The sequence below is a fragment of the Streptomyces sp. NPDC050263 genome (assembly GCF_040655955.1).
GTDB lineage: Bacteria > Actinomycetota > Actinomycetes > Streptomycetales > Streptomycetaceae > Streptomyces.
This window is the reverse complement of record NZ_JBFAKW010000023.1, coordinates 1-26960: the sequence shown is the minus strand read 5'-3', so window position 1 is coordinate 26960 and position 26960 is coordinate 1. Positions and strand designations below refer to the sequence as shown.

Below are 26960 nucleotides of genomic sequence, written 5' to 3'. Positions count from 1 at the left end.
AAGGTAATGCCCCTGTCTAGGGTGTCGTCCGAGCGAATACGGCCACAGTCCGGGCCGGGACGGCGAACGTGCCGGACGCCGACGCGTAGGAGGCGGACTTCACGGTGGAGTCCAGCCCTGCCGCCTGCACGGGGTGCAGCCGGTATCCCGTCCCCGCGAGCGCGGTGACGGTCTGCCGCTGGGCGGTAGGCGTCGCGTTGAAGACGACGACCAGGTCACCGAGTTCCATGGTGATCACCCCGGGCGTCTCCGCCTTGCCGGACAACGGGAAGGACAGCGTCGACTGCACCTGCGCGGCCGTCCCGAGGGAGAACGCCTTCTCTGTCGTACGGATCTTCAGCAGATCCTGGTATGCGGCGGTGGTCGCGGTGATCTGCGGGCAGCCCACGCCCACCGTCGCGGTGTTCAACAAGGGCTTGGCGTAAGGCCACTTGGCCGCGTTGTCGGCGGCCGGCGGCAGTCCGCGTCCGAAGCCGTTGCCGGCCGAGCAGTTCCAGTGGATCGCGTTGAACCAGTCGCCGCTGTCGAAGGAGTTGCGGTCCAGGGACTTGGAACGCAGCAGGTCGGTGCCCGCCTGGGACAGCGCCGGGCCCTGGGAGAGCGCGGCCGTGGCCATGGCGAGGACCTGCATCCGCGAGCGGTCGGCGGCAACGGTGTCGGCCGGCAGCTTGAAGGCGAGGGCGTCGAACAGTGACTCGTTGTCGTGCGCGTCGACGTAGGCGAGGGCGTCGCCGGGAGCGTCCGCGTAGCCGGCCGGGGCGCCGTTGTAGTCGACCTGGGCGCCGGTGACCTCCTTGCCGTCGGTGTCGGTGAAGCGGTAGGCGGCGAGGTTCCCGGACAGGCCGACCTTGACGAGGTCCTGGTAGTGCAGCAGCCGGGCCTTCTGCTCGGCCGAAGTACCGTTGCTCGTCGAGGAGTTGGGGTCGGTGTACAGGCCGGAGGCGAAGCCCTGGACGCCGGGGTCCTCGTCGAACGGCCCGCCGCCGCGCACGGCGTCCCGCGCACGGTCGGAGAAGGTCGCGATGCCGGTGCCCGCCATGTTCTGCTGCGTGGCCTGCACGAACCGTGCGTCGTCGGCGACCTCGCCGAAGTTCCAGCCCTCGCCGTACATGATGATCTTCTTGCCGTCGACGCCGTCCTCGGCGAGGGTCAACGCGTCCAGGGCCTTGCGCACGGCGAGGATGTCGGCCTTCGGGTGGTGCCCCATGAGGTCGAAGCGGAACCCGTCGACCTTGTACTCCTTGGCCCAGGTGACGATCGAGTCGACGACCAGCTTGCCCATCATCGCGTTCTCGGTCGCGGTGTTCGCACAGCAGGTGCTGTTCGCCACCGAGCCGTCGGCGAGCAGCCGCTGGTAGTAGCCGGGGACGATCCGGTCCAGGACGCTGGTGGCCGCCTGACCGCTCGCCGCCGTGTGGTTGTAGACGACGTCCATGACGACGCGCAGGCCGTCGTCGTTCAGGGACTTGACCATCTTGCGGAACTCGACCGTGCGGGCCGTCCCGTCCGGGTCGGTGGCGTACGAGCCCTCGGGGACCGTGTAGTGATACGGGTCGTAGCCCCAGTTGTAGGCGTCCTTCGCGGCGGTCGCGGCCACGCACTCCTGCTGCCTGTCGGAGTCTGCCGCGTAGGAGGCGAGGTCGCAGTCGGTGGTCGCCTGGTCGGACTTGTTCTCGGGAACGGTGGCGATGTCGAACGCCGGGAGGAGATGGACGTAGGAGGCGCCCGACTTCGCGAGCTCCTTCAGGTGCTGGGAGCCGTCGCTGTCCTTGTCGGCGAAGGCGAGGTACGTGCCCCGGTCCTTCGCGGGCACGGTCTCGTCCGCCACCGAGAAGTCCCGGATGTGCAGCTCCTGGATCTGCGCGTCCCTCAGCGCCACCGCCTTGGGCTTCGGGTACGAGGCCCAGCCGCTCGGGGCAAGGGACTTGTCGTCCAGGTCGACGACGAGGCTGCGCTCGGAGTCGGTGGTCAGGGCGACGGAGTAGGGGTCGGTGACCTTGTTGACGACGACCTTCCGGACGCCGGGCGCCCAGACCTTGACGACGTACCGGTACTCCTTGCCCTTCCAGGACCTGGGGCCGGTGACGGACCAGACGCCGGTGGCGGCGTTCCGCTTCATCCTCACCGTGGCGCCGTCGAGCTCCAGCGAGACGCTCTGCGCGGTCGGCGCCCAGACGGCCAGCGTCGGACGGCCGCTCCTGTCGAACGTCGGCCCGAGGGCGGCCTTGGTCGCACCCGGGTACAGGTCGTCGAGGACGCCCGCGATCTGCACCCCGGTCGCCGCGAGCACGGCGCCGTTCACGGCCCGCTGGGAGGCGACGGCCTGACCGGCGAGGGCCTCGCGGACCCGGTCGCGGTCGCGCGGGTCGACGGTCCAGGCGGTGTAGTCCCTCAGGTGCGGGAACTTCTCCTTCTGGGCGTCGGTGAGGGATGTCCTGGACAGGCGGAGCAGGCGTTCGTCGTCGCTGGTCAGCGCGCCGTCCTTCGCGGCGATCGAGCCGTCGCGGCTGTACAGCAACTGGGTGGAGGCGGCCGCGGCGGAGCCGTTCCAGGCGATCGTGTCCCGGTCGATCCAGACCGCCTTGGAGGTGGTCAGATCGAGGGCGGCCGCGGAGCCCGCGGGCTGTGGGAGCAGGTACTTCTCCTGGCCGTTCAGCAGCCACACCTCGTGGCCGTTCGCCGTGAGGTCCAGCGACTGGTCGGCGGGGAGGTCCTTCTCGTCACCGTTGTGGATGATGTAACTGAGGCTGGTGGCACCGGAGTTGAGCGGTACCTCGTAGACCGCGCCGTAGGCGTCGGTCCGCACCGGCTGCAGCGGGTTCGACCAGTCGGTGGGGTTCGCGGCGCCGCTCCAGACGTGCAGGCCCCAGCCGTCGTAGTCGCCGTCGGCGCGGTGGTAGTGCACGACGGCCTTGGTCTTGTCCTGGTCGGGGTAGTCCGGCTTCTCGGTGAGGACGTCCGTCTTGCCCTGCTCGATCCAGACCTCACCGGTCTTGGTGACGTCGATCGAGCGGTCGGCGGAGACGTCCTTGTCGCCGTCCTCGTCGATGACGAGGAAGCCCACGTTCGACGCGCCCGGCTTCAGCTTGACGTAGGCGAAGGCGCCGTAGGCGTCCCGGCCGACGAAGGGGTGGCTGTCCGGCCAGGTGGTCGCCTCGCCGTCGGCCAGGTCGCCCCAGGCGTACAGACCCCAGTCGGCGTAGTCGCCGTCGGTGCGCTTGTAGTGGACGATCGCGTAGTCGCGGGAGGAGGCGGTGGGGACCTCCTCGGCGGGCGCGGCGCCGGTCACGCTCGTGGCCGTGGCCGAAGCGGTCCGCCCGGCGGAGTCGACCACGACCGCCTTGTAGCGCAGGGCGGTTCCGGCCGGGACGGCCTCGTCGATGGTCTGCGTGACCTTGTACGGGGCGTGGTCGGCGGAGCCGAGGGTCTGCCACTTGCCGTTGCCGACCTGGGCGGCGAAGACGACCCGGTCGAGCGCGCCGCCGTCGACGTCGGCGGTCAGCTCGACGGTGCCGGTGGCTCCGGCGGCCGGGGCCCCGAGAGTGATCGTCGGCGCGGTGGCGGGCTCGACCGGCTTGCCGGCCGCCTTCAGCACGATCGCGGAGCCCGCCGGGACGGTGACGGTGATCTTCCTGTCGGCGTCGGACTTCGACGTGGCCGCGGTGCCGTAGATCCCCCGGTAGGTCATGTTGGCCGAGGCGGTCGCGAAGGTCGCCGACTGCGCCGTGCCGGCGTTGTTGAAGGCGACGACGTACTCGGTGGTGTCCTTGCCGGTGCCGTTGCGGGAGAAGGCGTAGACGCCGGCGCCGTCGGCCGCGTAACGCTCGGTCTGGACGCCGTCGGTGAGGGCGGGGTTCGCCTTGCGGAGCCCCGCCAGTTCGGCGATCTGCCGGTACAGGGGCGCGTCGGTGTCGTACGCGTCGCTCGCGTGGGTGCGGTCGGTGCCGATCTCGTCGTCGTCGAGGTAGTCGGCGGTGCGGGAGGCGAACATCGTCTGGCGGGCGTCCTTGTCGCCGCCGGAGCCGGTGAAGCCCTGCTCGTCGCCGTAGTAGACGACCGGGTTGCCGCGGCTGAGGAACATCAGCTCGTTGGCGAGCTCGTCCTTCTGGAGCAGTTCGGCATCGGTGGCCTTCGGGTTGTCCTGGTTCAGGAAGTAGCCGATGCGGCCCATGTCGTGGTTGCCGAGGAAGGTGACCTGCTCGTAGGCGTTGGCCTTGTCGGTCGTGTACTTGTAGTCGTCGCCGAACACTCTGGAAAGCGTCTGTGCGCTGCCGCCCTGGGAGACGTACCGGCGGGCCGCCTCCTGGAAGGGGAAGTCGAGCGTGGCGTCGAGGCGGCCCTGGGTGACGTACGGGGAGGTGATCGACGTGTCGGCGGAGTAGACCTCGCCGAACATGAAGAAGTCGTCCCGGCCCTGCTTGGCCGCGTACGCGTCGAGGGCGGTGGCCCACTGGGTCCAGAACTCCATGTTCACGTGCTTCACGGTGTCGATCCGGAAGCCGTCGATGTCGAAGTCCCTGACCCAGCGCTGGTAGATCTTCTCCATGCCGCCGACGACCTCGGGACGCTCGGTCCACAGGTCGTCGAGGCCGGAGAAGTCGCCGTACGTCGTCGACTCGCCGGCGTAGGTCGAGTCGCCGCGGTTGTGGTACATCGTCGGGTCGTCGAGCCAGGAGGGGACCTTGGCGTTCTTCTTCTCGGACGGCACCGTCGGCGTGCGCGGGAAGGAGGCGGCGGAGACCTCCGGGAACTTCTTCGTGCCGTCCGCGTAGTCGGCGTCGTCGAAGGGCTCGCCGTCCTTCGTCAGGTACGGGAAGGCGCCCTTGGAGAGGTAGTCGTAGGACTTCTCCTGGGTGTCGACGACGTCGGCCGTGTGGTTGGTGATGACGTCGAAGAAGACCTTCATGCCCTTGGCGTGTGCCTTGGAGATCAGGGTCTCCAGGTCCTTGTTGCTGCCGAAGTGCGGGTCGACCTGGGTGAAGTCGGTGATCCAGTAGCCGTGGTAGCCGGCCGAGGCGTTGCTCCCGGTCCCCTGCACGGGCTGGTTCTTGAAGATCGGGGCCATCCAGATGGAGGTGGTGCCGAGGCCCTTGATGTAGTCGAGGCGCCGGGTCAGGCCCTTGAGGTCGCCGCCCTGGTAGAAGCCCTTGTCGGTGGGGTCGTAGCCGGTGCTCAGCCGGGAGCCCGTGAGCCCGCCCCGGTCGTTGGCGGTGCTGCCGTTGGCGAAGCGGTCCGGCATGACGAAGTAGAACTGCTCGCGGGTGTCGTCGTGCCGGGCGGGCGCGGCGGCCAGCTTGGCGTCGGACGGGGGCGGGGGCGGGCTGTCGGCGTGCGCCGCGAGGGGCTGCACGAGGGCTGCAGCCAAGGCGGTCACGGTGACGGCCGCGATCCGTCTGCCCTGCGCGGTGCGGCTCGCCGGGGGCGCCGGCCATCTGGGTATCACAGGCGGGAACTCCTTGCGCTTACGGCTCTCTTGGGTCCGACCCCGCGCGACCGTACCGCTGACGAAAGGTTTACAGCAAGAGTCTTGCAATTCACAGAAAGGACTTTCACACATTGACCTTGCCGTGCCCTTCTCGACCGCCCCGCGCCCACCGGCCGAACCGCCCGTGCACGACGGGCGGTTCGGCCGGATGCTCCGCGAGCGACACCCGGAAGCAGTCGCGCGGCAGGCGCTCGGTGAGCGCCCAGCGGGCGCCCAGCGGGCGCGACTCAGCAGCCGGTCTTGCCGGCGTAGATCGCCAGCGCCGTGTTGGAGCCGAGCGTGGCGGTGAACTGGCCGCTGGAGTTCACCGTCACGCTCGTGTTGCTCTGCACGTTGCAGTACGTTCCCGCCGCCAGTGAGGTCTGGTACGTCCGGGTCAGGGAGCCCCTCTCGTGGTTGATGGCGACGTAGCCCTTGCTCCCCCGCCCGAAGGCGATCGCGTCGGCGCCGTTGTCCCACCAGTCGGTCATCGACTCGCCGCGGGTGGCGTTGCGGAAGGCGACCATGCGCAGGATCTCCGGCCAGGCGTGCTGGCACTTCCAGCCGTCCTGCCAACAGGCGTTCACCGCACCGCTGTTGGGCGGACCGGCGTCCGTGTTGGACCACTCGTAGCCGGAGTTGACGTCCGGCGCGCCGTACGGATACGCCAGCATGAAGACGTTGGCCAGCGTGTAGTTCGCGCCGTCCTTGTAGGTGAGCGTGGAGCCGTTGCGCTCGGTGTCGTGATTGTCGACGAAGACGCCCGCGACCGAGCTGCTCAGGTACCCCCAGCCCTCGCCGTAGTTCTTCAGGTAGGCGAGGTTCTCGTTGTTGAAGACGCGCTTGAGGTCGTATGCGTAGCGGAACTCCTGGACGTCCCCGTTGCCCGTGTACTCGGTGGGCTGGACGGCCTCGCCGCTGCCGTAGATGACCTCCTGCTTCCAGTACGCGCTCGGGTTCGTCAGCCGGGACTTGATGTCGGCCAGGTCGGCGGTGTCGATGTGCTTGGCCGCGTCGATGCGGAAGCCGTCGACGCCGAGCGTGAGCAGGTCGTTCATATACCCGGCGATGGTCTTGCGGACGTACTCCTCGCCGGTGTCCAGGTCGGCGAGGCCGACGAGTTCGCAGTGCTGGACGTTCCAGCGGTCGCTGTAGTTGGCGACCTGGCCGGTGCAGTCGTCGAAGTCGTAGGAGGAGTAGCGGCCGGGGTAGTCGTACTTCGTGTACGACGAGCCGCCGGTGCCGGTGCCGGAGCCCGCCGACATGTGGTTGACGACGGTGTCGACGACGACCTTCACGCCCGCCGTGTGGCAGGTGTTCACCATGCTCTGGAAGGCCGTCCGGTCGCCGAGCCGGCCCGCGATCTTGTAGCTGACCGGCTGGTACGACGTCCACCACTGCGAGCCCTGTATGTGCTCGGCGGGCGGGGAGACCTGCACGTAGCCGTAACCGGCCGGGCCCAGCGTGTTGGTGCACTCCTTGGCGACCGAGGCGAAGTTCCACTCGAAGAGGACGGCGGTGACGTCCTTCGTGCCGGGCGGGGTGGCGGACGCGGCGGTGGGGGCCATGACGGCGGCCGCGGCGGCCAGGGCGAGGGCGCCCGAAAGGGGTCTGCTGCTTGCCATGTGGGGTGTCCTTCTCCGTTGAAGGCTCTTGCTGAAATATTTCAGCAAACTTGCGGTGACGCAGATGTTAAAGGCCCGCTGCCTGAAAGGGCAGCGGGCCGTGTGAAGTTGATGCGGAAACTTGGGCAACGGAAATGCACGGAGGGGTACAGAGGGGTACGGAGGGGTCGGACCCGGCGGGTGGGCGCCGCCGCGGTCGGCGGGACACGACCACGACCTCGATGGCCCGCCGCTCAGCCGACGAAGCGCTGGAGCGGCGGGCCATACGGCGGTCCGTCAGACATACCTCAGGCGGTCGTGAACCACACCGTCGTGTCGGCCGGCAGCTTCGCCTCGCCGCTGTCGGTCTCGGTCACCTCACCGCTCGCGAGCAGCACGCGCCCGTGGACCGGGGTCGTCACCGACTCCCCCGTGGTGTTGGCGACGCACACGAACTCCCCGCGACGGAAGGCGAGTACGCCCTCCGGGGCCTTCAGCCACTCCACCGAGTCGCCGGCGCCCAGGTCGGCCTGGGAGCGCCGGATGCCGAGGGCGGAGCGGTAGAGCTCCAGCGTCGAACCGGGCACGCCCGTCTGCGCCTCCACGCTCGACTCGCCCCAGCCGGCGGGCTGCGGCAGCCAGCTGCCGCCGTCGCCGAAGCCGTACGAAGAACCCTCACGGGTCCACGGGATCGGCACCCGGCAGCCGTCGCGGAAGCCGTCCTGACCGGCGCCACGGAAGTACGCCGGGTCCTGGCGCACCTCGTCGGGCAGGTCGACGACGTCCGGGAGGCCGAGTTCCTCGCCCTGGTACACGTACGCCGAGCCGGGGAGCGCCAGCATCAGCAGGGTGGCGGCGCGGGCCCGGCGCAGGCCGAGTGCGCGGTCGCCGGCGGTGCGGATCTGGGTGCCGAGGCCGGGCGGGTTGGCGAAGCGGGTGGCGTGCCGGGTCACGTCGTGGTTGGACAGCACCCAGGTGGCGGGCGCGCCGACCGGGCGCATCGACTCCAGTGTGCGGTCGATGACCTCGCGCAGCTCCTGCGCGTCCCATGCGGTGCCCAGGTACTGGAAGTTGAAGGCCTGGTGGAGTTCGTCGGGACGGACGTAGTTCGCGGTGCGCTCGACCGTCGGGGTCCAGGCTTCCGCCACGAAGATGCGCCCACCCGTCTCCCGCCCCCGCCCTTCTGCGGAAGGCCCTTCGGGCCCCTTCCTGTCTCCGGAGTACTCGTCGAGGATCAGCCGCCACTGGCGGTAGATCTCATGGACGCCGTCCTGGTCGAAGAACGGCATGACCTCGTTGCCCAGCAGCTTGAGTTGCTCGTGCGAGCCGAGGTCCGGGAGGCCCTCCGCCTTCACCAGGCCGTGGGCGACGTCGATGCGGAAGCCGTCGACGCCCATGTCGAGCCAGAAGCGCAGGATCGAGCGGAACTCGTCGCCGACGGCCGGGTGCTCCCAGTTGAAGTCGGGCTGCTCGGGCGCGAAGAGGTGGAGGTACCACTCGCCGGCCGAGCCGTCCGGTTCGCTCACGCGCGTCCAGGCCGGGCCGCCGAAGATGGACTCCCAGTCGTTGGGCGGGAGTTCGCCGTTCTCGCCCTTCCCCGGGCGGAAGTGGTAACGGTCGCGCAGCGGTGAGCCGGGTCCCTCCGCCACCGCCCGCTTGAACCACTCGTGCTGATCGGAGGAATGGTTCGGGACGAGGTCGACGATGATCCTCAGACCCAGTTCGCGGGCCTCGCGGATCAGCGCGTCGGCGTCCAGCAGGTTCCCGAACATGGGGTCGACCGCGCGGTAGTCGGCGACGTCGTAGCCGGCGTCGGCCTGCGGAGAGGCGTAGAAGGGGCTGAGCCACACGGCGTCCACGCCGAGGTCGCGCAGGTACGGCAGGCGGGAGCGTACGCCTTCCAGGTCGCCCATGCCGTCGCCGTTGCCGTCGGCGAAGCTGCGCGGGTACACCTGGTAGATCACCGCGTCCCGCCACCAGTCACGGCGCTTGGCGACGGTGGCGACGGTGGCGACGGCCGAGGTGGGGGAGGGGGCCGGGGCTGCGGAGGGCTGCTGGCTCATGGCGTCCTTGGTACCTAACGGGGTCATGGGATCAGGTGAAGTAGGGGATGGGGGACGAGGCGGCCGCGGTGTCGGCGGGGTCGGATGAACACCGCGACCGCCTCGAGTTCAGGGGTATGAGAAGCGTCCCGAAGGGGCGTGGGGCTGTGTCCATATGCGGCTCCGCCGCGCGGGCGCGACCAGCCACGACGAAGCCGCAGCCAGAAGACGGCCTGTCGTGGCCCTTCCCGCGGAGCGCCGCTCACCCTTTCGTGCCACCGGCGGTAAGCCCGGTGACGAGGTTCTTCTGCACGAGGTAGAAGAACACCGCGGCCGGTATGGCGATGAGCACCGCCGTCGCAGCCATCAGGTTGCGCTGGGCGTCATGCTCGCTGACGAACGACTGCAGGCCCACCGCAAGCGTGTACTTGTCGTCGCTCAGCATGAACGTCGAGGCGAACGCGACCTCGCTGAAGGCGGTGAGGAAGTTGTAGAAGGCGGCTACCGCGAGGCCGGGCTTGGCGAGCGGGAGGATCAGTCGGAAGAACGTGCCGAAGGGGGTGAGCCCGTCGACGCGTCCGGCCTCGTCGATCTCGAAGGGGATGGTGTCGAAGTACCCCTTGAGCAGCCAGGCGCTGTACGGGATGACCGTCGTGCAGTAGACGAGGATCAGGCCGAAGTAGTTGTCGATGAGCTTGAGGTCGGACAGGATCTGGTACATCGGCACCATCAGCACGGCGACCGGGAACATCTGGGTGACCAGCAGTACCCACATGAACTTCTTGTAGCCGGGGAAACGCATGCGCGAGACGGCGTAACCGGTGGTCGCGGCGATGAGCACGCCGATCGCGGTGGTGCCGAGCGTGACGATGAGCGAGCTCTTCAGCCAGTCGAAGAACTTGGTGTGCTGGAGGACGAACGTGTAGTTGTCGAACGTCATCTTGTCCCAGATGCCGCCCGGGTGCAGGTAGTCGTCACTGTCCGGGCCGAGGGACAGATAGACGAGCCAGCCGATCGGGAAGAGCGCGATCACGCTCGCGACGATCAGGACGGCGTGCGAGCCGAGGGAGCCGGCGAGGCTGTTCTCGCCGCGGCGCCGGGCCCGGCGCGGGGCCTTGGCGGGACGCTGTTCGCCGGCGACCTGGGCGGAGGTCTCTGCTGTGGTGGTGCTCATGGGAACTCCTGCCTCAGATCGCGAGCTGCTGCTCGTTGCGGTTCAGCCAGCGGCGGTAGAACGAGGTGAAGACGATCAGGATGGCCAGCAGCAGGATGCCGTACGCGGCCGACTGCGCGAAGTCACGCGGCTGTTGTCCGAAGCCGAGGTAGTACGCCCAGGTGACGAGGATCTGCGCTTCCGGGGCGGTGGTGCCGAACAGCAGGAAGATCACGGCGAACTGGTTGAACGTCCAGATGATGCCGAGCAGGACGACGGTGGAGCTGACCGACCTCAGGCCCGGCAGGGTGACGTGGCGGAAGCGCTGCCAGGCGCTCGCGCCGTCCATCTCGGCGGCCTCGTAGAGGGAGCCGTCGATCGCCTGGAGGCCGCCGAGCAGCGAGATCATCATGAACGGCACACCGCACCAGGTGTTGACCATGATCGCGGCGAACCGCTGCCAGAAGGTGTCCTCCAGCCAGAGCGGCGCGGGCAGATGGAGGAAGTCGAGCGCGGAGTTGATGACGCCGCCGTCCGCGAGCATGAAACGCCAGCCGAAGACGGTGACGAACGTGGGCACCGCCCACGGGAGCACCAGGATCAGCCGGTACAGGGTGCGGCCGCGCAGCTTCTGGTTGAGGAGCAGGGCGAGGCCGAGGCCGATGCCGTAGTGCAGGGCGACGCAGGCCGCCGTCCACACGATCGTCCAGATGAAGTGCGACCAGAAGCGGTCGTAGGCGGTCGGGCCCCACAGGATGTCGGCGTAGTTGTCGAGGCCGATGAACTTGTAGGTGGCGTCGATGTGGTTGACGCCGATCGTGCGCGCGGTGTTGAGGCTGTTGGCGTCGGTAAGGGTGAGGTAGAGGCCGTACGCCAGGGGGTAGAGCACGAGGACGCCGAGGACGACCGCCACCGGGGCGATCATGGCGTAGGCGTACCAGTGTTTCTGATAGCCGCGCTTCAGGCGTCCGGCGCGGCCGGGCCCTGGCTCACGGTCACCGCGGCGCTTGCCGGTCGCGCGGTCGATGGCGACTGTCATGGTTCGACAACCCTCTCGAGGCTCTGCAGTTCAACGGGGTGCACGGCGGGGTGCACAACGGGCGTACGGCGGGAAGCCGGTGGCCGCCGGATCCCTCCCCCCTTGAGTGGGAGATCCGACGGCCACGCGGGGCTCACTTGCTGAAGTCCGGCACCAGCTTGGCGATGGCGAGTTCAGCGTTGCTCAGGCCCTTGTCGAGGGTCTCCTTGCCGCCCGCGATCTTGGGCAGCTCGGTGTCCAGCGGGCCCCAGAGGGAGCTGTACTCCGGCAGCGCGGGGCGCGGCTGGGCGGCGGACAGGACGGTCTGGTAGCCGGCGATGCCCGGGTCGGCCTTGACGGCCGCGGTGTAGGCGTCGTCGCGCGTCGGCAGCGTGGAGTTCTTCTGCGCGATGGTGGCCTGGGAGGACGCGGAGGTCATGAAGTTGAGGAACTTCAGCGCGGCGGCCTGGTGGGCCTTGTCGGAGCCGGCGTAGACCGAGAGGTTGTGGCCGCCGGTCGGGGCGCCCGCCTTGCCGGTGGAACCGGCCGGGACGGTGGCGATGCCGAGGTTGGACTTGTCCGTGAAGGCGCTGCCCTTGTAGAAGTTCGTGATCTCCCACGGGCCCTGGACGATCGCGGCGACCTTGCCGTTGACGAACGCGTCCTGGATGTGGGCGTAGGCGTCGGCGGTGGTGTCGGCCTTGTGCAGGCCCTTGCCGTCGAACAGGCCGAGCCAGGTGCCGTACGCCTTCTTCGCCGCCGCCGAGTTCACGGTGATCTTCTTGGCGTCGGCGTCGACGGTGTCGGTGCCCTCGCCGTAGAGGAAGGACTGGGCGTAGTAGGCCTGGGTGGAGCCCCAGTAGCCGTCGACGCCGGTCTTGTCCTCGATGGTGGCGGCGGCGGTCTTGAGGTCGTCCCAGGTCTTGGGGGCCTCGGTGATGCCGGCCTTGGTGAAGAGGGCCTTGTTGTAGACCAGCGCGAGCGTGTCGGTGACGATCGGCACGCCGTACGTCTTGCCCTCGTACTTGGCCTGCTCGATCAGGTTCGGCTTGAACTTGGCCTGGTCCTTGAGGGCGTCGGTGCCGTCCAGCGGCAGGAAGTAGCCCTTCTTGGCGAAGGCGGGGGTCCAGCCGACCTCGGAGCGCAGCACGTCCGGGGCGCCGGACGCGCCGGCGGCGGTGTCGAACTTGTTCTGCGCCTGGTCGAAGGGCACGTTGACGTACTTGACCTTGATGTCCTTGTTGGCGGCCTCGAACTGCTTGACCAGGGCCTGGTACGTCGGCGCCTCATTGGTGGCGTTGGAGGTGTCCCACCAGGTGATGGTGACCGGCCCGGACGAGTTGTCGCTGCCGCTGCCGTCCCCGCTGCAGGCCGTCGCCGCGAGGGCGAAGGACGCCACCAGCGCGGTGGCCGCTATGCCACGCCGCATGAGTTTCTCCTTGAGGGTGAGAGCCCGTTCAGCTAACAGGAGGCAGTCCCGTCCGCCGCCCTGCCGACTCCGACCGCGCCGTTGCTGCCGTCGGGCGACGTGAACGTAACAGCGATGTAAGCGGCACGAAAGACCTTGCAGCAAAAAAGTGCAAGAGACCGCCGAAGTTATCCGCACGTGACTCCTGCGTGACCTCCCCTAGACCGCCGTGAGACCGTAGTTGTCGCGGTTGAGCGGCCTCACAGCGGGGCAGACGGCTGCTGTGCAAGACTCTGCAAGCTCTTGCCATTACTTTCACGAGGGAGCTCGATGACGCAGCAGCCCGGCGCGGGTCGTTCACCAGGTCGTCCGCGGCGTCCCATCGGTGTGCAAGCCGTCACCCGACCGGTACAGTCCACCCCTGTGACCACACGGCTTGCCGACATCGCTGCGCAGGCGGGGGTGAGCGAAGCGACCGTCAGCCGCGTCCTCAACGGCAAGCCTGGCGTCGCCGCCACCACCCGTCAGTCCGTGCTCGCCGCTCTGGACGTCCTGGGCTACGAGCGCCCGGTCCGGTTGCGCCAGCGCAGCGCGGGCCTGGTCGGCCTGATCACGCCGGAGCTGGAGAACCCGATATTCCCGGCCCTGGCCCAGGTCATCGGCCAGGCGCTGACCCGCCAGGGCTACACCCCGGTGCTCGCCACCCAGACCCCGGGCGGGTCCACGGAGGACGAGCTGACCGAGATGCTGGTCGACCGCGGGGTCGCCGGCATCATCTACGTCTCCGGGCTGCACGCGGACACCACGGCCGACATGCAGCGCTACGAGCAGCTGCGCGCGCAGGGCGTGCCCTTCGTCCTGGTGGACGGCTTCTCCCCGAAGGTCCAGGCGCCGTTCATCTCCCCCGACGACCGGGCCGCGATGACCCTGGCAGTCACCCACCTCGTCTCCCTCGGCCACACCCGGGTCGGCCTCGCCCTCGGCCCGAAGCGGTTCGTGCCGGTCCAGCGCAAGATCGAGGGCTTCGTGCGGGCGATGCAGGAGCAGCTGCGGCTGAGCCCGGAGACGATCGAGGCCGAGCTGGTCCAGCACTCCCTCTACACCCTGGAGGGCGGCCAGGCGGCGACCACGGCGCTGATCGACCGGGGCTGCACGGCCGTCGTCTGCGCGAGCGACATGATGGCCCTCGGCGCGATACGGGCGGCCCGCCAGCGCGGCCTCGCGGTCCCCCGGGACATCTCGGTGGTCGGCTTCGACGACTCCCCGCTGATCGCCTTCACCGACCCGCCGCTGACGACCGTCCGCAAGCCGGTCCCGGCGATGGGCCAGGCCGCCGTCCGCACGCTCCTGGAGGAGATCGGCGGGACGCCCGCACCCCACAGCGAGTTCGTGTTCATGCCGGAACTGGTGGTGCGCGGTTCGACCGCCTCGGCCCCCGGGGACCGGAATCGTCCGTAGGGCGGAGACGTCAGGGGCTCCCCCAGTGCGTCAGGAGCAGACGAAGGCCTCCTCCCGCCGTAGAACATGCGAGGCGAACCCGACCGAGGGATGATCGGGCCGAGAGGGCTTTTCTGGCAGACTTTATGTCCATGGGTGACTCGACTGTGACGCCACTGGAAGGCCGTGACCAGGCCGTTCCGCAGCCCGTCACGGCCGGGAGCCGACCGCGGCGGCTGGCCCGTCTGCGCACCCCCCGCCGCCCCCGCCTCTGGTTTGAGATCCTGCTCGTCGGCGTGAGCTACTGGACGTACTCGCTGGTGCGCAACGCGGTCCCGGAGCAACGGGCCGAAGCGCTGCGCAACACCGACTGGATCTGGCGCGTGGAGCACCACCTCGGCCTGGCCTTCGAGGAGTCGGTCAACCACGCGGTGAACTCGCTGACCTGGCTCATCGTGGGCATGAACTACTACTACGCGACCCTGCACTTCATCGTCACCCTGACCGTCCTGGTCTGGCTCTACCGCAGCCATCCGGGCCGCTACGCGGCGACGCGTCTCGTGCTCTTCGCCACCACGGGGGTGGCCCTGGTCGGCTACTACCTGTACCCGCTGGCGCCCCCGCGCCTGATGCCGGGCGGCGACTTCGTCGACACGGTGATGGTCCACCAGACGTGGGGCTCGATGGCCTCCGGCGACCTCAAACACATGTCGAACCAGTACGCGGCGATGCCGTCCATGCACATCGGCTGGTCCCTGTGGTGCGGTCTGACGATCTTCGCGCTCGCGTCGGTCCCGTGGGTACGGGTACTGGGCCTGCTGTACCCGGCGGCGACCCTGGTGGTCATCGTCGCCACCGCCAACCACTTCTGGCTGGACGCGGTCGGCGGCGTCGTCTGCCTGGCCTTCGGCTTCACGGTGGCCCGCGTCTGGTACGGAGCGCTGCCGTACTCCCTGCCACGGCCGGCCCCGCCGAAGCGGCGTGGCAGGCCGCTGTTGCCCACCAAGGCGTGAGCCTCAGCCGTCCCCGCGCTGCGCTCAGCAGTCCCCGCGACGCGCTCAACAGTCCCCGCGATGCGCCACCCGCCCTCCGGTCACCGTCAGCCGCACCGGCGCCTGCGCCAGCTCGTCCGCCGGGGCCTCGACCGGGTCCAGTCCCAGCACCGTGAGATCGGCGCGCAGACCGACGGCGATGCGGCCCGCCGAGTCGCCCTCCCCCGCGGCCCGGGCGGCGTGCGTGGTGCACCCCTCCAGAGCCTCCAGCCCCGTGAGCCCCGCCCGCGCCGAAGCCGCACCGCGCGGCGCCCGCGCGTCGGCCAGCACACCGCGTACGTCGTAGGGGGCGATGGGCCAGTCCGAGCCCAGGGCGACCGTCGCACCGGCGTCCCGCAGATCCCGTAGCCGCCAGGCACGCCCGGCGCGGTCGGCGCCGAGCCGACGGGACCACTCGTCGGTGCCGTCGGCCCGCGTGTAGGCGGTGTGCGGCGGCTGCATGGACGCCGCCACCCCCAGCTCGGCGAACCGCGGCAGCAGAGCGTCGGGCACGCTCTCGAGGTGCTCGACCCGGTGCCGCCCCCGGGCCCCCTCCCCCAGCCCGGCCACCACATCGAGCACATGCCGTACGGCCGCGTCCCCGATGGCATGGGTGACGGTACGCACGCCGTCTGCGTGCAGCGACCGCACCGCTTCGGCATAGGCCCCGGGATCCGGCCAGAAGGCGGCGGTCCCCTGTCCGTGGCAGTCGGCATGCTCCAGCCACGCGGTCCCTCCTTCCACGGTCCCGTCCATGAAGAACTTCACCCCGTCGACGACCCAGTGCCGTCCGCCCCGACCCTGCTGCGCGACCAGCTCCCGCAGTCCGGCCTCGTCCACGCCCGGCATGCACCAGGGCGCGAACCGCAGCCGCACCGGCAGCACGGTCTCCCGGGCCACCTCCGCGACCAGCTCCGGATCCCCCGCGTCCATGACGTGCGCCCCGGTCAGCCCGGTGGCCGCCATCGCGGAGAGCAGCGAGACGAGCCGCTCCCGCCGGGCGGCGTACGAGGGCCGGGGCGCGACCGCCGCCACCAGCTCCATGGCGGCGTGCTCGACGAGATGCCCGGTGGGCCGCCCGGCGCCGTCGCAGACCACCTCCGACCGCTGCGCGAAGGCGCGCGCCCCGGTCACGCCCGCCGCGGCGAGCGCCGCGCCGTCGGCGAGCGCGGAGTGCCCGTCGTACAGCCGCAGAAAGGCCGGCGCGCCCCCGAGGACGTCCTCCACGAGCGCCCGGTCGACGGCCCGCCCCTCGAACGCGTTGTGATCGAGCCCGAACCCGACCACCCATCCGTCGATCCGCTCGGCGCCCGCCAGGGCCTGCCGCAGCCCCGCCAGATCGGCCACCCCCGACAGATCCACGCCGGTCGCCATGTCCAGCCCCCACACGGGGTGGCTGTGCGCGTCGACGAGCCCGGGCACGAGATGGGCGCCCGCCAGGGGCACGACCTCGGTGCCCGGCCCGCGCCAGTCGCGTACGTCGCTCTCCTCGCCGACGGCCGCGATCACCCCGTCGCGCACGGCGACGGCGGTGGCGTACGGCCGGGCGGGGTCGAGGGTGCGCACCTTGGCGTCGGCGAGGATCAGGTCGGGGACGGTCACGAGGTGAACTCCTCTGCGGGCTCGGCGGGCTCTACGGCTTCTACGGCTTCTACGGCTTCTACGGCTTCGGCGGGCTCGGCGGGCTCGGCGGGCTCGGCGGCGAAGTTGGCGTACACGAGGGGCCGCTCGCGGCGCAGCCACCAGGCCAGGCCGAGCCCCGCGACGAAGACGGCGGGCGCCAGGGCGATCAGCAGGGTGTTCACGGCATCGGAGGCCCCGGTGAACAGGGCGATGTGGGTGACGACGAGCCCTATCGCACCGGCCAGCAGCACGGCGGCGACGACGGGGGCGACCACCGTCCGCAGCACGCCCTCCTGGTGCGACACCCGCCGGAAGTAGCAGGGCACGGCGATCGCGGCGAGCACCTGGAGCACGAACAACCCCATCATGCCCGGGGTGTTGACCCACAACAGGAGCTGTCCGTAGGGATCGGCGCCCGCCGCCCAGAACCCGAGCACGACCACCGCGCCGAGGACGGTCTGCGCGAGCCCGGCCACATACGGCGACCGGTGCCGCGGATGGATCCGCCCCAGCGCCCTGGGCAGCACCCCCTCCTCGGCGAGGGCGAGGGTGTACCGGTTGATGGCGTTGTGAAAGGCGAGCAGCGAAGCGAGAACGCTGGTGACGATGAAGACGTGCATCAGGTCGGCCGCCCAGCCGCCGACATAGGTCGTGATGGCGGAGAAGAAGAGCCCACCGGGATCCTTGGCGGCCGCCGCGATCACACCGGCGTCCCCGAAGGCCTGGATGACGATCCAGACGACGAAGGCGTAGAAGAGCCCGAGGAACCCGATGGCCGCGTAGGTGGCGCGGGGCACCGTCCGCCCCGGGTCACGGGCCTCGCGCCGGTAGATGACGGTCGACTCGAACCCGGTGAAGGCGGCGAAGGCGAGCACGACGCCCGTGCCGGACACCAGCACGTTCCCCGGCGCGAAGGACGCCCCGGACAACCCGTGCGCACCCCCCCTTGACCAGCACGCCGCCCGCGAGCAGCAGCAGGATCCCGGTCTCGGCGACAAGCAGGACGCCCAGCACTTTGGCGCCGAAGTCGACAGATCGATAACCGCCGTACCAAATGACGCCCAGCCCGACCAGAGCGAACGGACCGCACGACCCACCCGGCCCGCCTGACCGGCCTCTTCCTGGGCTTCGCCGGCACGGTCCTGATCTTCGCCCCCTGGCACCACGAGGGCCTGCTCACCTGGCCCGCCCTGGCCCTGCTCGCCGCGGCGGCCAGCTACGCGGTGGCCTTCGCCTACATGGCCCGCCATCTGACGACCCAGGACGCCCCCCTGGCCATGTCGGCAGCCCAACTCCTGGCCGCCACGGCCTGGACCACCCTGGCCCTCCCCACGGCCACCGCCTTCCATCCCGACGCCACCGCCCTCCTGGCGGTCACGGCCCTGGGCGTGCTGGGCACAGGGGTCACCTTCTACCTCAACTACCGTCTGATAGCGGACGAGGGCCCCACGACAGCGGCAACGGTCGGCTACCTGCTCCCGGTGGTCTCCATAGCCCTGGGCGCGGCAATCCTGGACGAACACATCGGCCCCCGAGTCCTCGCAGGCATGGCGGTGGTACTGCTGGGCGTGGCCCTGACCCGCACAAAGGAGCCCACACGCCCGAAAGGCACGGCGCTCACCCGCAAGACGACGCGAGCGGGCCGTGGCGGTGCGTCGCAGCCCGTCACTTAGCTCGTCACAGCCGACAGAGCAATGTCAGCAGACAGCAGTACGCCCAACACGCGACGGGCTCGACGCACCGCCACGGCCCCGCCCCACCCACTTCCCTTCGCTGCGCCGAGCCGGCCGAGCCACCCACCGCAGAAGAGCCGACTACCCCCCGTAGAAGAGCTCGTCGACAACCCCCCGGGCCCGCCGAGCGGTACGCCGATAGTCGTCGAGCATGTCCCCCACCCGACCGGGTCCGTACCCCAAGTACCGCCCCACCGCGACCAGTTCACGTGCGCCGGACGGAAACGTGTCCCCGGCCCGCCCCCGCACCAGCATCACCGCGTTGCGCACCCGAGTGGCCAGCACCCAGGCCTCGTCCAGCGTCGCCGCCTCCTCCTCCCCGATGAGCCCGGCCGCGCGCGCGGCGGCGAGCGCGTCACGGGTCCGGGTGGTCCGCAGCCCCGGATGCGTGGCCCCGTGCCGCATCTGAACCAACTGAACGGTCCACTCCACATCGGACAGCCCACCCGGCCCCAGCTTGGTGTGCAGCTTGGGATCGGCCCCCCGGGGCAACCGCTCCGACTCCATCCGGGCCTTCAGCCGCCGGATGTCCCGCACGGCGTCCTCGGAGAGCCCGCCCTCCGGATACCGCAGCGGATCGACGACGGCGATGAACCGTCGCCCCAACTCCTCGTCACCGGCGACGACTTCGGCCCGCAGCAACGCCTGCGACTCCCAGACCAGCGACCACCGCCGGTAGTAGGCCTCATAGGACTTCAACGTCCGCACGAGCGGCCCGGACTTCCCCTCCGGACGCAGGTCGGCATCGACCAGCAGCGGCGGATCCGCGCTGGGAACCTGCAACAACCGCCGCATCTCGGAGACGACCTTGTTGGCGGCCTGAGAGGCCTCCCGCTCGTAGACCCCGTCCCGAGGCTCATGCACGAACAGAACATCCGCATCGGACCCGTAGCCCAGCTCATGCCCGCCGAAGCGCCCCATCCCCACCACCGCGAACCGCGTGGGCAAGGTGTCCCCCCAACCGTCCCGCACAACAGCCCGCAACGTGCCGGCCAACGTGGCGGCCGTGAGGTCAGAGACCGCGCCCCCCACCAGATCCACGAGCGCACCCTGATCGGCCTCGACCGGATGCGCCTCGGTCCCGTAGGAGGCGACGATGTCCGCGGCGGCCGTACGGAACAGCTCACGCCGACGGACCCCACGCGCCGCGGTGACCGCCTGCACGGCGCCCTCGGCGCGCCCCACCGCGGCGAGTATCTCCTGCTCCAACTGGGCCCGCCCGCGCGGCTCCAGTCCCCCGCCGTCACCGTCGCCGAGCAGTGCGACGGCCTCCGGGGCGCGCATGAGCAGATCGGGGGCGAGCCGCCCGGCGGACAGCACGCGCGCGAGGTTCTCCGCGGCGGCCCCCTCGTCCCTCAACAGACGCAGATACCAAGGGGTCTTGCCGAGCGCGTCCGAGACCTTCCGGAAGTTGAGGAGCCCCGCGTCCGGATCGGCGGAGTCCGCGAACCAGCCCAACAGCACCGGCAGCAGGGTGCGTTGGATGGCGGCCTTACGGGTGACGCCGGAGGCGAGCGCCTCGATGTGCCGCAACGCGGACGCAGGATCGGCGTACCCGAGCGCGACGAGCCGCTCCCGAGCGGCCTCCGGGCTCAACCGGGCTTCGCCGGGCGCGAGTTGGGCGACCGCGTCGAGCAACGGCCGGTAGAACAGCTTCTCGTGCAGCCGCCGCACGACAGCGGCATACCGCTTCCACTCCCGGGTCAGCTCGACGACCGGGTCGGTGCGCAGCCCGAGCGAGCGGCCGAGCCGCCGCAGGTCGGTCTCGCTCTCCGGCACCAGATGGGTGCGCCGCAGCCGGTACAGCTGGATCCGGTGCTCCATGGACCGCAGAAACCGGTAGGCGACGTCAAGTTGCTCGGCATCGGCGCGCCCGACGTACCCGCCCGCGGCCAGCGCCTCCAGCGCGTCCAGCGTCGTACCGCTCCGCAACGACGCGTCCGCCCGCCCGTGCACCAGCTGCAACAGCTGCACGGCGAACTCGACGTCCCGCAACCCCCCGGGCCCGAGCTTCAGTTCACGCTCGACCTCGGCGGCCGGGATGTTGTCGATGACGCGCCGCCGCATCCGCTGCACGTCGACGACGAAGTTCTCCCGCTCGGCGGCCTTCCACACCAGGGGCTCGACGGCGGCGACGTACTCGGCCCCCAGCTCCAGGTCCCCGGCCACCGGCCGCGCCTTCAACAGGGCCTGGAACTCCCAGGTCTTGGCCCACCGCTGGTAGTAGGCGAGGTGACTGCTGAGCGTCCGCACGAGCGGCCCGTTACGCCCCTCGGGCCGCAGGTTGGCGTCGACGGGCCAGATGGACCCTTCCACGGTGGTCTCGGAACAGATCCGCATCATGTGCGAGGCGAGCTTCGTGGCGGCCCGCAGCGCCTTGCCCTCGTCGGCCCCGTCGACGGACTCCCCGACGAAGATCACATCGACGTCGGACACGTAGTTGAGCTCGTGCCCCCCGCACTTGCCCATCGCGATGACAGCGAGCCGGCACAGGGCGGCGTCCTCGGGCGCGGCGTCCCGCGCCAGACCAAGGGCGGCCCGCAGGGTGGCGGTGGCGAGATCGGCGAGCTCGGCGGCGGTCTCGGCGAGATCGGTCGTCCCGCACACATCACGCGCCGCGATGGACAGCAGACACCGCCGGTAGGCGACCCGCAGCACCACCGGATCGGTGGCCCCGGCGAGCCCCCGCTCGAACTCCTCGACTCCCGGATGCAGATCCCGGGGCTCGTAGGTGACCAGCGCCTCCCAGTCCCGCGGATGCCGGGCCAGGTGATCGGCGAGCGCGGCGGACGCTCCGAGGACCCCCAGCAGCCGGTCCCGCAGCGGCTTGGCCGCTATCAACGTGTCGAGCAGTTCCCGCCGCGCGGTGGGACCCGACTGCGCCTCCAGCAGCCGGACCAGGCCGTGCAGCGCGAGATCGGGATCGGCGGTGCCCCCCAGTGCCTCCAGCAGAAAGGGATCGTCGCGCACCGGGGACAGCTCGGGCCCGTCCAGGAGCCGCTCGGCGGCGGAGGGGTCGGTGAAGCCGTGCCGCAGCAGTCGTGTGAAGGTGCTGCTCCTGCGCCCCGGCGCCATCATCACAGGCCTCCTCGTGCGATCAAGGTCTTCCGGTCGAGCGTAACCCGCACCTCAGGGTGGCGCGCCGGCCCGGCTTCGGGTTCTGTGGGCTGGGTACGTGCAGTTCGCCACGAAGGAGTCCCGCATGAGCCCCAAGAACGCCATGAACATGACCCTCGAAGTGATCCTGCTGCCGGTGTCGGACGTGGACCGCGCCAAGGAGTTCTACCGGGACAAGGTCGGCTTCCACGTCGATCTCGACGGTGAGGTGATGGAGGGCGTACGGATCGTGCAGCTCACCCCGCCGGGATCGGGCTGTTCGATCGCCCTGGTGGACGGCCTCCAGGTCCCGACGGGAACCCCGCAGCCGGGCACGTACCACGGCATGCAACTCTGCGTGACGGACGCGAAGGCGGCGTACGAGGAACTGACCGCCCGCGGCCTGGAGGTCACCGAACCCCAGCAGTTCGCCCCCCAGGACGGAGCGACCTTCATGTACTTCAAGGACCCGGACGGCAACGGCTGGGCGATCCAGGAGTACAAGCGCAGGGAAACAGAGCCCCTGCACCGGCTCCTCGCCAACCTGGCAGCCCAGTAACGCACCGCAGGGGCGCGGGGCTCTGTCGACATGCGGCTCGCGCCGCGTGGGCGCGACCAGCCCCCACCGGGAGCAACAGTCCCACCGAACCCCACGCCCCTACGGCGAGGTCTTCAGACCTCGAGGCCGCGAGGCCTCACAGCACCGGCAGGTTCTTCCGCAGCTCGAACGCGGTGACCTCGGAGCGGTACTCGTGCCATTCGGCGCGCTTGTTGCGCAGGAAGAAGTCGAAGACGTGCTCGCCGAGCGTCTCGGCGACGAGGTCGCTGCGCTCCATCAGCGTCAGCGCCTCGCCGAGGTTCTGGGGCAGCGGCTCGATGCCCATGGCGCGCCGCTCCGCGTCCGACAGCGCCCAGACGTCGTCCTCGGCGCCCGGCGGAAGCTCGTAGCCCTCCTCGACGCCCTTGAGGCCGGCGGCGAGCAGCATGGCGTAGGCCAGGTACGGGTTGGCGCCGGAGTCGAGCGAGCGGACCTCGATGCGCGCTGAGCCGGTCTTGCCGGGCTTGTACATGGGGACGCGGACCAGGGCCGAGCGGTTGTTGTGGCCCCAGCAGATGTACGAGGGGGCCTCGCCGCCCGCGCCGGCCGTGCGCTCGGAGCCGCCCCAGATGCGCTTGTAGGAGTTGACCCACTGGTTGGTGACGGCGGCGATCTCGGCTGCGTGCTTCAGCAGACCGGCGATGAAGGACCGGCCGACCTTCGACAGCTGGTACTCGGAGCCCGACTCGTAGAACGCGTTCCGGTCGCCCTCGAAGAGCGACAGGTGGGTGTGCATTCCGCTGCCGGGGTGCTCGCTGAACGGCTTCGGCATGAACGTCGCCTGGACGCCCTGCTCCAGCGCGACCTGCTTCATGACCAGGCGGAAGGTCATGATGTTGTCGGCCGTGGAGAGCGCGTCGGCGTAGCGCAGGTCGATCTCCTGCTGGCCGGGGGCGCCCTCGTGGTGGGAGAACTCGACCGAGATGCCCATCGACTCGAGCATGGTGATCGCCTGGCGGCGGAAGTCCATGCCGACGTTGTGCGGGGTGTGGTCGAAGTAGCCGGAGTTGTCGGCCGGGGTCGGGCGGGAGCCGTCGGTCGGCTTGTCCTTCAGCAGGAAGAACTCGATCTCCGGGTGGGTGTAGAAGGTGAAGCCCAGGTCGGAGGCGCGGGCCAGGGCCCGCTTGAGGACGTAGCGCGGGTCCGCGAAGGACGGGGAGCCGTCCGGCATGAGGATGTCGCAGAACATGCGGGCGGTGCCGGGGGCCTCGGCGCGCCAGGGCAGCACCTGGAAGGTGGACGGGTCGGGCTTGGCGATCATGTCGGACTCGTAGACCCGGGCGAAGCCCTCGATCGCGGAGCCGTCGAAGCCGATGCCCTCGTCGAACGCCTGCTCGAGCTCGGCCGGGGCCACGGCGACGGACTTGAGGAAGCCCAGGACGTCCGTGAACCACAGCCGTACGAACCGGATGTCGCGCTCCTCCAACGTCCGGAGCACGAACTCCTGCTGCTTGTCCATCTTCCGCTTCCCCATCCTTGCTGGTCAGGCCGCCTGTCTCTCGTCCCGCGGAGAGGCGGTCGGGCACCTGAGCATCACACCACAACACCATTTCGTGCGCGTTGCCGACCATGATCGCCTCGGCGACCGGGGCCTGAACGCCTCACGTCGGGCAGGTGTACTGCTCTGTCGCCCATCTTGCCTGCTCGGACCGACATCCGTAATGCCCGACCCCCTCCGTCTCACCCCGGCCACTTAATTTGCATCTCAGATGCAAGTTTAGCTAGTGTGCCGGGCAGAGCGCCGGCCCAGGTAAGGCCGGCGAGGCCAGAGGAGGCCCTGATGCTGTCCGAGCAGTCCGCAGCCACCGTCCGCGCCACGCTCCCCGCCGTGGGCGCGGCGATCGGCGAGATCACGGAACGCTTCTACGCCGACCTGTTCACCGCCCACCCGGAGCTGCTGCGCGACGTCTTCAACCGCGGCAACCAGGCCGCCGGCACCCAGCGCCAGGCCCTGGCGGGATCCTTCGCCGCCTTCGCCGCCCACACCGTGGAGCACCCGGACGACCGGCCCGACGCGATGCTCAGCCGCATCGCCCACAAGCACGCCTCCCTGGGCATCGCCCCCGAGCAGTACGCGATCGTCCACAAGCACCTCTTCGGCGCCATCGCCGCGGTGCTCGGCGAGGCGGTGACGCCCGAGGTCGCGGCCGCCTGGACCGAGGTCTACTGGCTGATGGCGAACGCGCTGATCGCGATCGAGAAGCGGCTGTACGAGGAGTGCGGGGGCGGCGGCCGGCGGCAGTGGGAGGTCGTGGAACGCGTCCCCGAGACCCCGGACGTCGTCACCTTCCGGCTGCGCCCGCTCGACGGGGCCCCGGTCCGGGAGTTCCGTGCGGGCCAGTACGTGTCCGTCCGCGCCGAACTCCCGGACGGCGCCCGCCAGACCCGCCAGTACAGCCTCTCCGGCGCACCGGGTTCGGACCTGCGGCAGATCAGCGTCAAGCGGGAGCCCGGCAGCCCGACGACCCCGGAGGGCGAGGTCTCCAACCACCTCCACGCGCGCGTGCACGAGGGCAGCGTCCTGGAGCTCTCCGAGCCGTTCGGCGATCTGGTGCTCGACAGCGGCGAGGGCACTCCTCTGCTGCTGGCCTCGGCCGGCATCGGCGTGACGCCGATGGTCGCGATGCTGGCGCACCTGGCGGCGACGGGTCACCGGGCCCCGGTCACGGTCGTCCACGCGGACCGCTCCCCCGCGGCCCACGCCCTGCGCGCCGACCACGAGACGTACGCGGAGAAGCTGCCGGACGCCTCCCTCCACCTCTGGTATGAGCAGGAGGCCCCCGAGGACGCCCACACGGGGTTCGCCGACCTCACGGACGTACCCGTCGCACCGGGCACGCGCGCGTACCTGTGCGGCCCGCTGCCGTTCATGCGGGCCGTGCGGTCCCAGCTGATCGAGAAGGGCGTCGCCCCGGCGGACGTCCACTACGAGGTGTTCGGCCCGGACCTGTGGCTGGCCCACGCCTGAGACAGGCTCCTCCGAAGCCCGGCCGCGCTCAGGGGTGCACGGGCAGGCCGGGCGGCCGGGCGGGGTCGTAGTGGGCGCGGGCGAAGGCGTCGTCCGCGCGGTGGACGACGTCCGGCCCGGGCGGGGCGGGCCACACGCTCAGGAAGTGCTCCTCGACGGGCTCGTCGCCCGTGTGCGTCTCGCCCGCGTCCCGGCCGCGCGCCCGCGCGCGGACCCGGTACCACCCGGCCCCGGCGGTGGCGAAGTTTCCGGCGTCCTCCTCGACGTCCCCGCCCCACCGGAACAGCCGCAGCACCCCGCTGGTGCTGCAGACGCTCACGTCGACGACGGTCTCCCACTCCTCGGCGCCGGTCGACGGCGGCTCCTGCGCGCGACTCTCGGTCGTCAGCCGGATCCGTCCGGTGTGCGTGCCGGCGAACAGCGTGAGGTGCTCCGGTCCGCCGGCCGCCAGGCTGTTGCCCGCGAAGATCCGCTCGACGGTGTCGCAGTCGTCGTACTCGGTGAGGAACTCGTCGCCCTGGAGGTAGTACTGGCGGTACGCGACGAACATACGGTCGGACGTCCAACGTAGACAGCGCATCCGCCAGATGATGCCCCGGCCCACTGACAACCCGGCTCCGGAACGCCACCCGGACGAAGCGGCCGCCTCCGCCGCTCCGGCCGCCGCGCACGGCACAGTGGACGCATGAGCTCGAACACGACAGACGACGGCACCCCGCTGACCCGGGCCCGCGCGGCGACCAGACTCCCCGCCCAGGACCTGGAACGGGCGCGACGTTTCTACGCGGAGCGACTCGGCCTGCACCCCGTCGACGAACGCCCGGGCGGGCTGCTGTACCGGTGCGGGGGCGCGGAGTTCGCGCTGTTCCGCTCGACGGGAGCGGCGACCGGCGCGTTCACGCAGATGGCCTTCGAGGTCGACGACATCGAGGCCACGGTGTCCGAACTCCGGCGGCGTGGCGTGGAGTTCGAGGAGGTCGACGTCCCGGGCCTGCGGACCGTCGACGGCATCGCCGAGGTCGACGGCAACTACCCGAGCAAGGGCGCCCGGGGCGAACGCGGAGCCTGGTTCCGGGACAGCGAGGGCAACCTCCTGGGCGTCGGCGAGCCGATCGTCTGATCCGTCTCGACGACTCGGCAGCGATCAGGACGACCCGGCAATGATCAATCAGTACGGTCGCGGCATCTCGTGCTCGGCCAGCGCGGCCGCGTAGCGGTCCAGCAGCGCGTCGAGGCCGGCCAGGAGCAGTCCGGCGCCGTCGCGGGCGTCGGCCAGGTCGCCGCGCTCGCAGGCGTCCACCAGTTCGGCCGCATCGGTGCGGAGGATGTGCAGCGAGTCCCCCTGCACCAGAACCCCGGGAAACCGCCGCCCGGGCAGCCGGACCACGGCGTTGTTGCCGCCGTCGGTGAACAGCTCTGCTTCGATGCGTTCGATGCGTTCCATGGGAGCATCCAATCCGGCATGACCAGCCGCGATCAATGGCGGCGTCAGGGGGAGACGGGGCGATGAGCAGGAGACGTTACGTCGCCAGGGGCGTGCCCGGGGGGTACCGGATCTGGGACAACCGGGGGCGTCGGTGGTGGGGGGATCTCTACGAGCTGTGCCCGGACGGTCTGCTGGACGAACTCAACGGCCGGGCGGACCCGGAGCGGATCACCGCCCTGATGAAGCACTACCGGGCCCGGAAACGCTAGTGCCGCGGCAGGCAACGTTTGCCCGTCAAGGAGCGGCGTCCGGTGCGTGCTCTCGGTGTGCCGGCCGGAAGTCCTCGTACTGGACGTACT

At 70.3% G+C, this 26960-nt stretch carries 18 protein-coding genes and 1 pseudogene; 7 read left to right on the top strand and 12 right to left on the bottom strand.

Going from position 1 to position 26960, the window contains the following annotated elements; translation table 11 throughout:
- Positions 1 to 16: 16 nt before the first annotated feature.
- The 6 genes from pulA to AB0J04_RS13670 form a co-directional block, all read right to left on the bottom strand.
- Positions 17 to 5443 (bottom strand): pullulanase-type alpha-1,6-glucosidase, encoded by a 5427-nt coding sequence (gene pulA, locus AB0J04_RS13695; RefSeq protein WP_363168562.1) that lies wholly within the window; start codon positions 5441 to 5443, stop codon positions 17 to 19.
- A gap of 269 nt (positions 5444 to 5712) precedes the next feature.
- Entirely contained in the window at positions 5713 to 7089 is a 1377-nt protein-coding gene (locus tag AB0J04_RS13690; RefSeq protein WP_363168561.1) for an alpha-amylase family protein, read from the bottom strand.
- Between the two features lie 287 nt (positions 7090 to 7376).
- Positions 7377 to 9131, bottom strand: coding sequence for an alpha-amylase family glycosyl hydrolase (locus AB0J04_RS13685; protein ID WP_363168560.1), 1755 nt, complete (start codon positions 9129 to 9131; stop codon positions 7377 to 7379).
- A gap of 241 nt (positions 9132 to 9372) precedes the next feature.
- Positions 9373 to 10284 (bottom strand): ABC transporter permease subunit, encoded by a 912-nt coding sequence (locus AB0J04_RS13680; RefSeq protein ID WP_363168559.1) that lies wholly within the window; start codon positions 10282 to 10284, stop codon positions 9373 to 9375.
- A gap of 13 nt (positions 10285 to 10297) precedes the next feature.
- Complete coding sequence (locus tag AB0J04_RS13675) at positions 10298 to 11302, bottom strand: sugar ABC transporter permease (protein ID WP_363168558.1); 1005 nt, start codon at positions 11300 to 11302, stop codon at positions 10298 to 10300.
- 133 nt (positions 11303 to 11435) lie between these two features.
- The gene (locus AB0J04_RS13670; RefSeq protein WP_363168557.1) at positions 11436 to 12710 is read right to left on the bottom strand and encodes an extracellular solute-binding protein; all 1275 of its coding nucleotides are present in this window, start codon (positions 12708 to 12710) and stop codon (positions 11436 to 11438) included.
- 402 nt (positions 12711 to 13112) lie between these two features.
- Here AB0J04_RS13670 and AB0J04_RS13665 point away from each other — a divergent pair, with 402 nt between their 5' ends.
- Together AB0J04_RS13665 and AB0J04_RS13660 are read left to right on the top strand one after the other, a co-directional pair.
- Positions 13113 to 14147 (top strand): LacI family DNA-binding transcriptional regulator, encoded by a 1035-nt coding sequence (locus tag AB0J04_RS13665; protein WP_363168556.1) that lies wholly within the window; start codon positions 13113 to 13115, stop codon positions 14145 to 14147.
- A 131-nt stretch (positions 14148 to 14278) separates the two neighbouring features.
- Positions 14279 to 15139, top strand: a complete 861-nt coding sequence (locus AB0J04_RS13660) for a phosphatase PAP2 family protein (RefSeq protein ID WP_363168555.1) — start codon at positions 14279 to 14281, stop codon at positions 15137 to 15139.
- Positions 15140 to 15184: 45 nt separating this feature from the next.
- Here AB0J04_RS13660 and AB0J04_RS13655 read toward each other — a convergent pair whose 3' ends face one another.
- Together AB0J04_RS13655 and AB0J04_RS13650 are read right to left on the bottom strand one after the other, a co-directional pair.
- Positions 15185 to 16759, bottom strand: a complete 1575-nt coding sequence (locus AB0J04_RS13655) for an amidohydrolase (RefSeq protein ID WP_363168554.1) — start codon at positions 16757 to 16759, stop codon at positions 15185 to 15187.
- Positions 16756 to 17857 (bottom strand): annotated as a pseudogene (locus tag AB0J04_RS13650) (APC family permease); the annotation flags it as partial. The pseudogene AB0J04_RS13650 and the gene AB0J04_RS13655, both read right to left, overlap by 4 nt.
- Before the next feature lie 29 nt (positions 17858 to 17886).
- Here AB0J04_RS13650 and AB0J04_RS13645 point away from each other — a divergent pair.
- Complete coding sequence (locus AB0J04_RS13645) at positions 17887 to 18453, top strand: DMT family transporter (protein ID WP_363168625.1); 567 nt, start codon at positions 17887 to 17889, stop codon at positions 18451 to 18453.
- Between the two features lie 141 nt (positions 18454 to 18594).
- On the opposite strand, the gene AB0J04_RS13640 is transcribed toward AB0J04_RS13645, so the two are convergent.
- On the bottom strand, positions 18595 to 21591 hold the full coding sequence (locus AB0J04_RS13640) for a bifunctional [glutamine synthetase] adenylyltransferase/[glutamine synthetase]-adenylyl-L-tyrosine phosphorylase (RefSeq protein ID WP_363168552.1): 2997 nt from the start codon (positions 21589 to 21591) through the stop codon (positions 18595 to 18597).
- Between the two features lie 142 nt (positions 21592 to 21733).
- Here AB0J04_RS13640 and AB0J04_RS13635 point away from each other — a divergent pair, with 142 nt between their 5' ends.
- Positions 21734 to 22168 (top strand): VOC family protein, encoded by a 435-nt coding sequence (locus AB0J04_RS13635; protein WP_363168624.1) that lies wholly within the window; start codon positions 21734 to 21736, stop codon positions 22166 to 22168.
- Between the two features lie 136 nt (positions 22169 to 22304).
- Here AB0J04_RS13635 and AB0J04_RS13630 read toward each other — a convergent pair whose 3' ends face one another.
- A complete protein-coding gene (locus AB0J04_RS13630) occupies positions 22305 to 23666 on the bottom strand; it encodes a glutamine synthetase family protein (protein ID WP_351916609.1) in 1362 nt (453 codons plus the stop codon).
- Positions 23667 to 23987: 321 nt separating this feature from the next.
- Between AB0J04_RS13630 and AB0J04_RS13625 the strand changes: the two genes are divergently transcribed.
- The gene (locus AB0J04_RS13625) at positions 23988 to 25175 is read left to right on the top strand and encodes a globin domain-containing protein (RefSeq protein ID WP_363168550.1); all 1188 of its coding nucleotides are present in this window, start codon (positions 23988 to 23990) and stop codon (positions 25173 to 25175) included.
- Positions 25176 to 25203: 28 nt separating this feature from the next.
- Here AB0J04_RS13625 and AB0J04_RS13620 read toward each other — a convergent pair whose 3' ends face one another.
- Entirely contained in the window at positions 25204 to 25755 is a 552-nt protein-coding gene (locus AB0J04_RS13620) for a hypothetical protein (protein ID WP_363168549.1), read from the bottom strand.
- Positions 25756 to 25860: 105 nt separating this feature from the next.
- On the opposite strand from AB0J04_RS13620, the gene AB0J04_RS13615 reads away from it, so the two are divergent.
- A complete protein-coding gene (locus tag AB0J04_RS13615) occupies positions 25861 to 26295 on the top strand; it encodes a VOC family protein (RefSeq protein ID WP_363168548.1) in 435 nt (144 codons plus the stop codon).
- A 48-nt stretch (positions 26296 to 26343) separates the two neighbouring features.
- On the opposite strand, the gene AB0J04_RS13610 is transcribed toward AB0J04_RS13615, so the two are convergent.
- Positions 26344 to 26619: a hypothetical protein gene (locus AB0J04_RS13610; RefSeq protein WP_363168547.1), complete on the bottom strand. Its 276-nt coding sequence runs from the start codon at positions 26617 to 26619 to the stop codon at positions 26344 to 26346.
- 62 nt (positions 26620 to 26681) lie between these two features.
- On the opposite strand from AB0J04_RS13610, the gene AB0J04_RS13605 reads away from it, so the two are divergent.
- Positions 26682 to 26870, top strand: a complete 189-nt coding sequence (locus tag AB0J04_RS13605; protein WP_363168546.1) for a hypothetical protein — start codon at positions 26682 to 26684, stop codon at positions 26868 to 26870.
- Positions 26871 to 26960 lie beyond the last annotated feature (90 nt).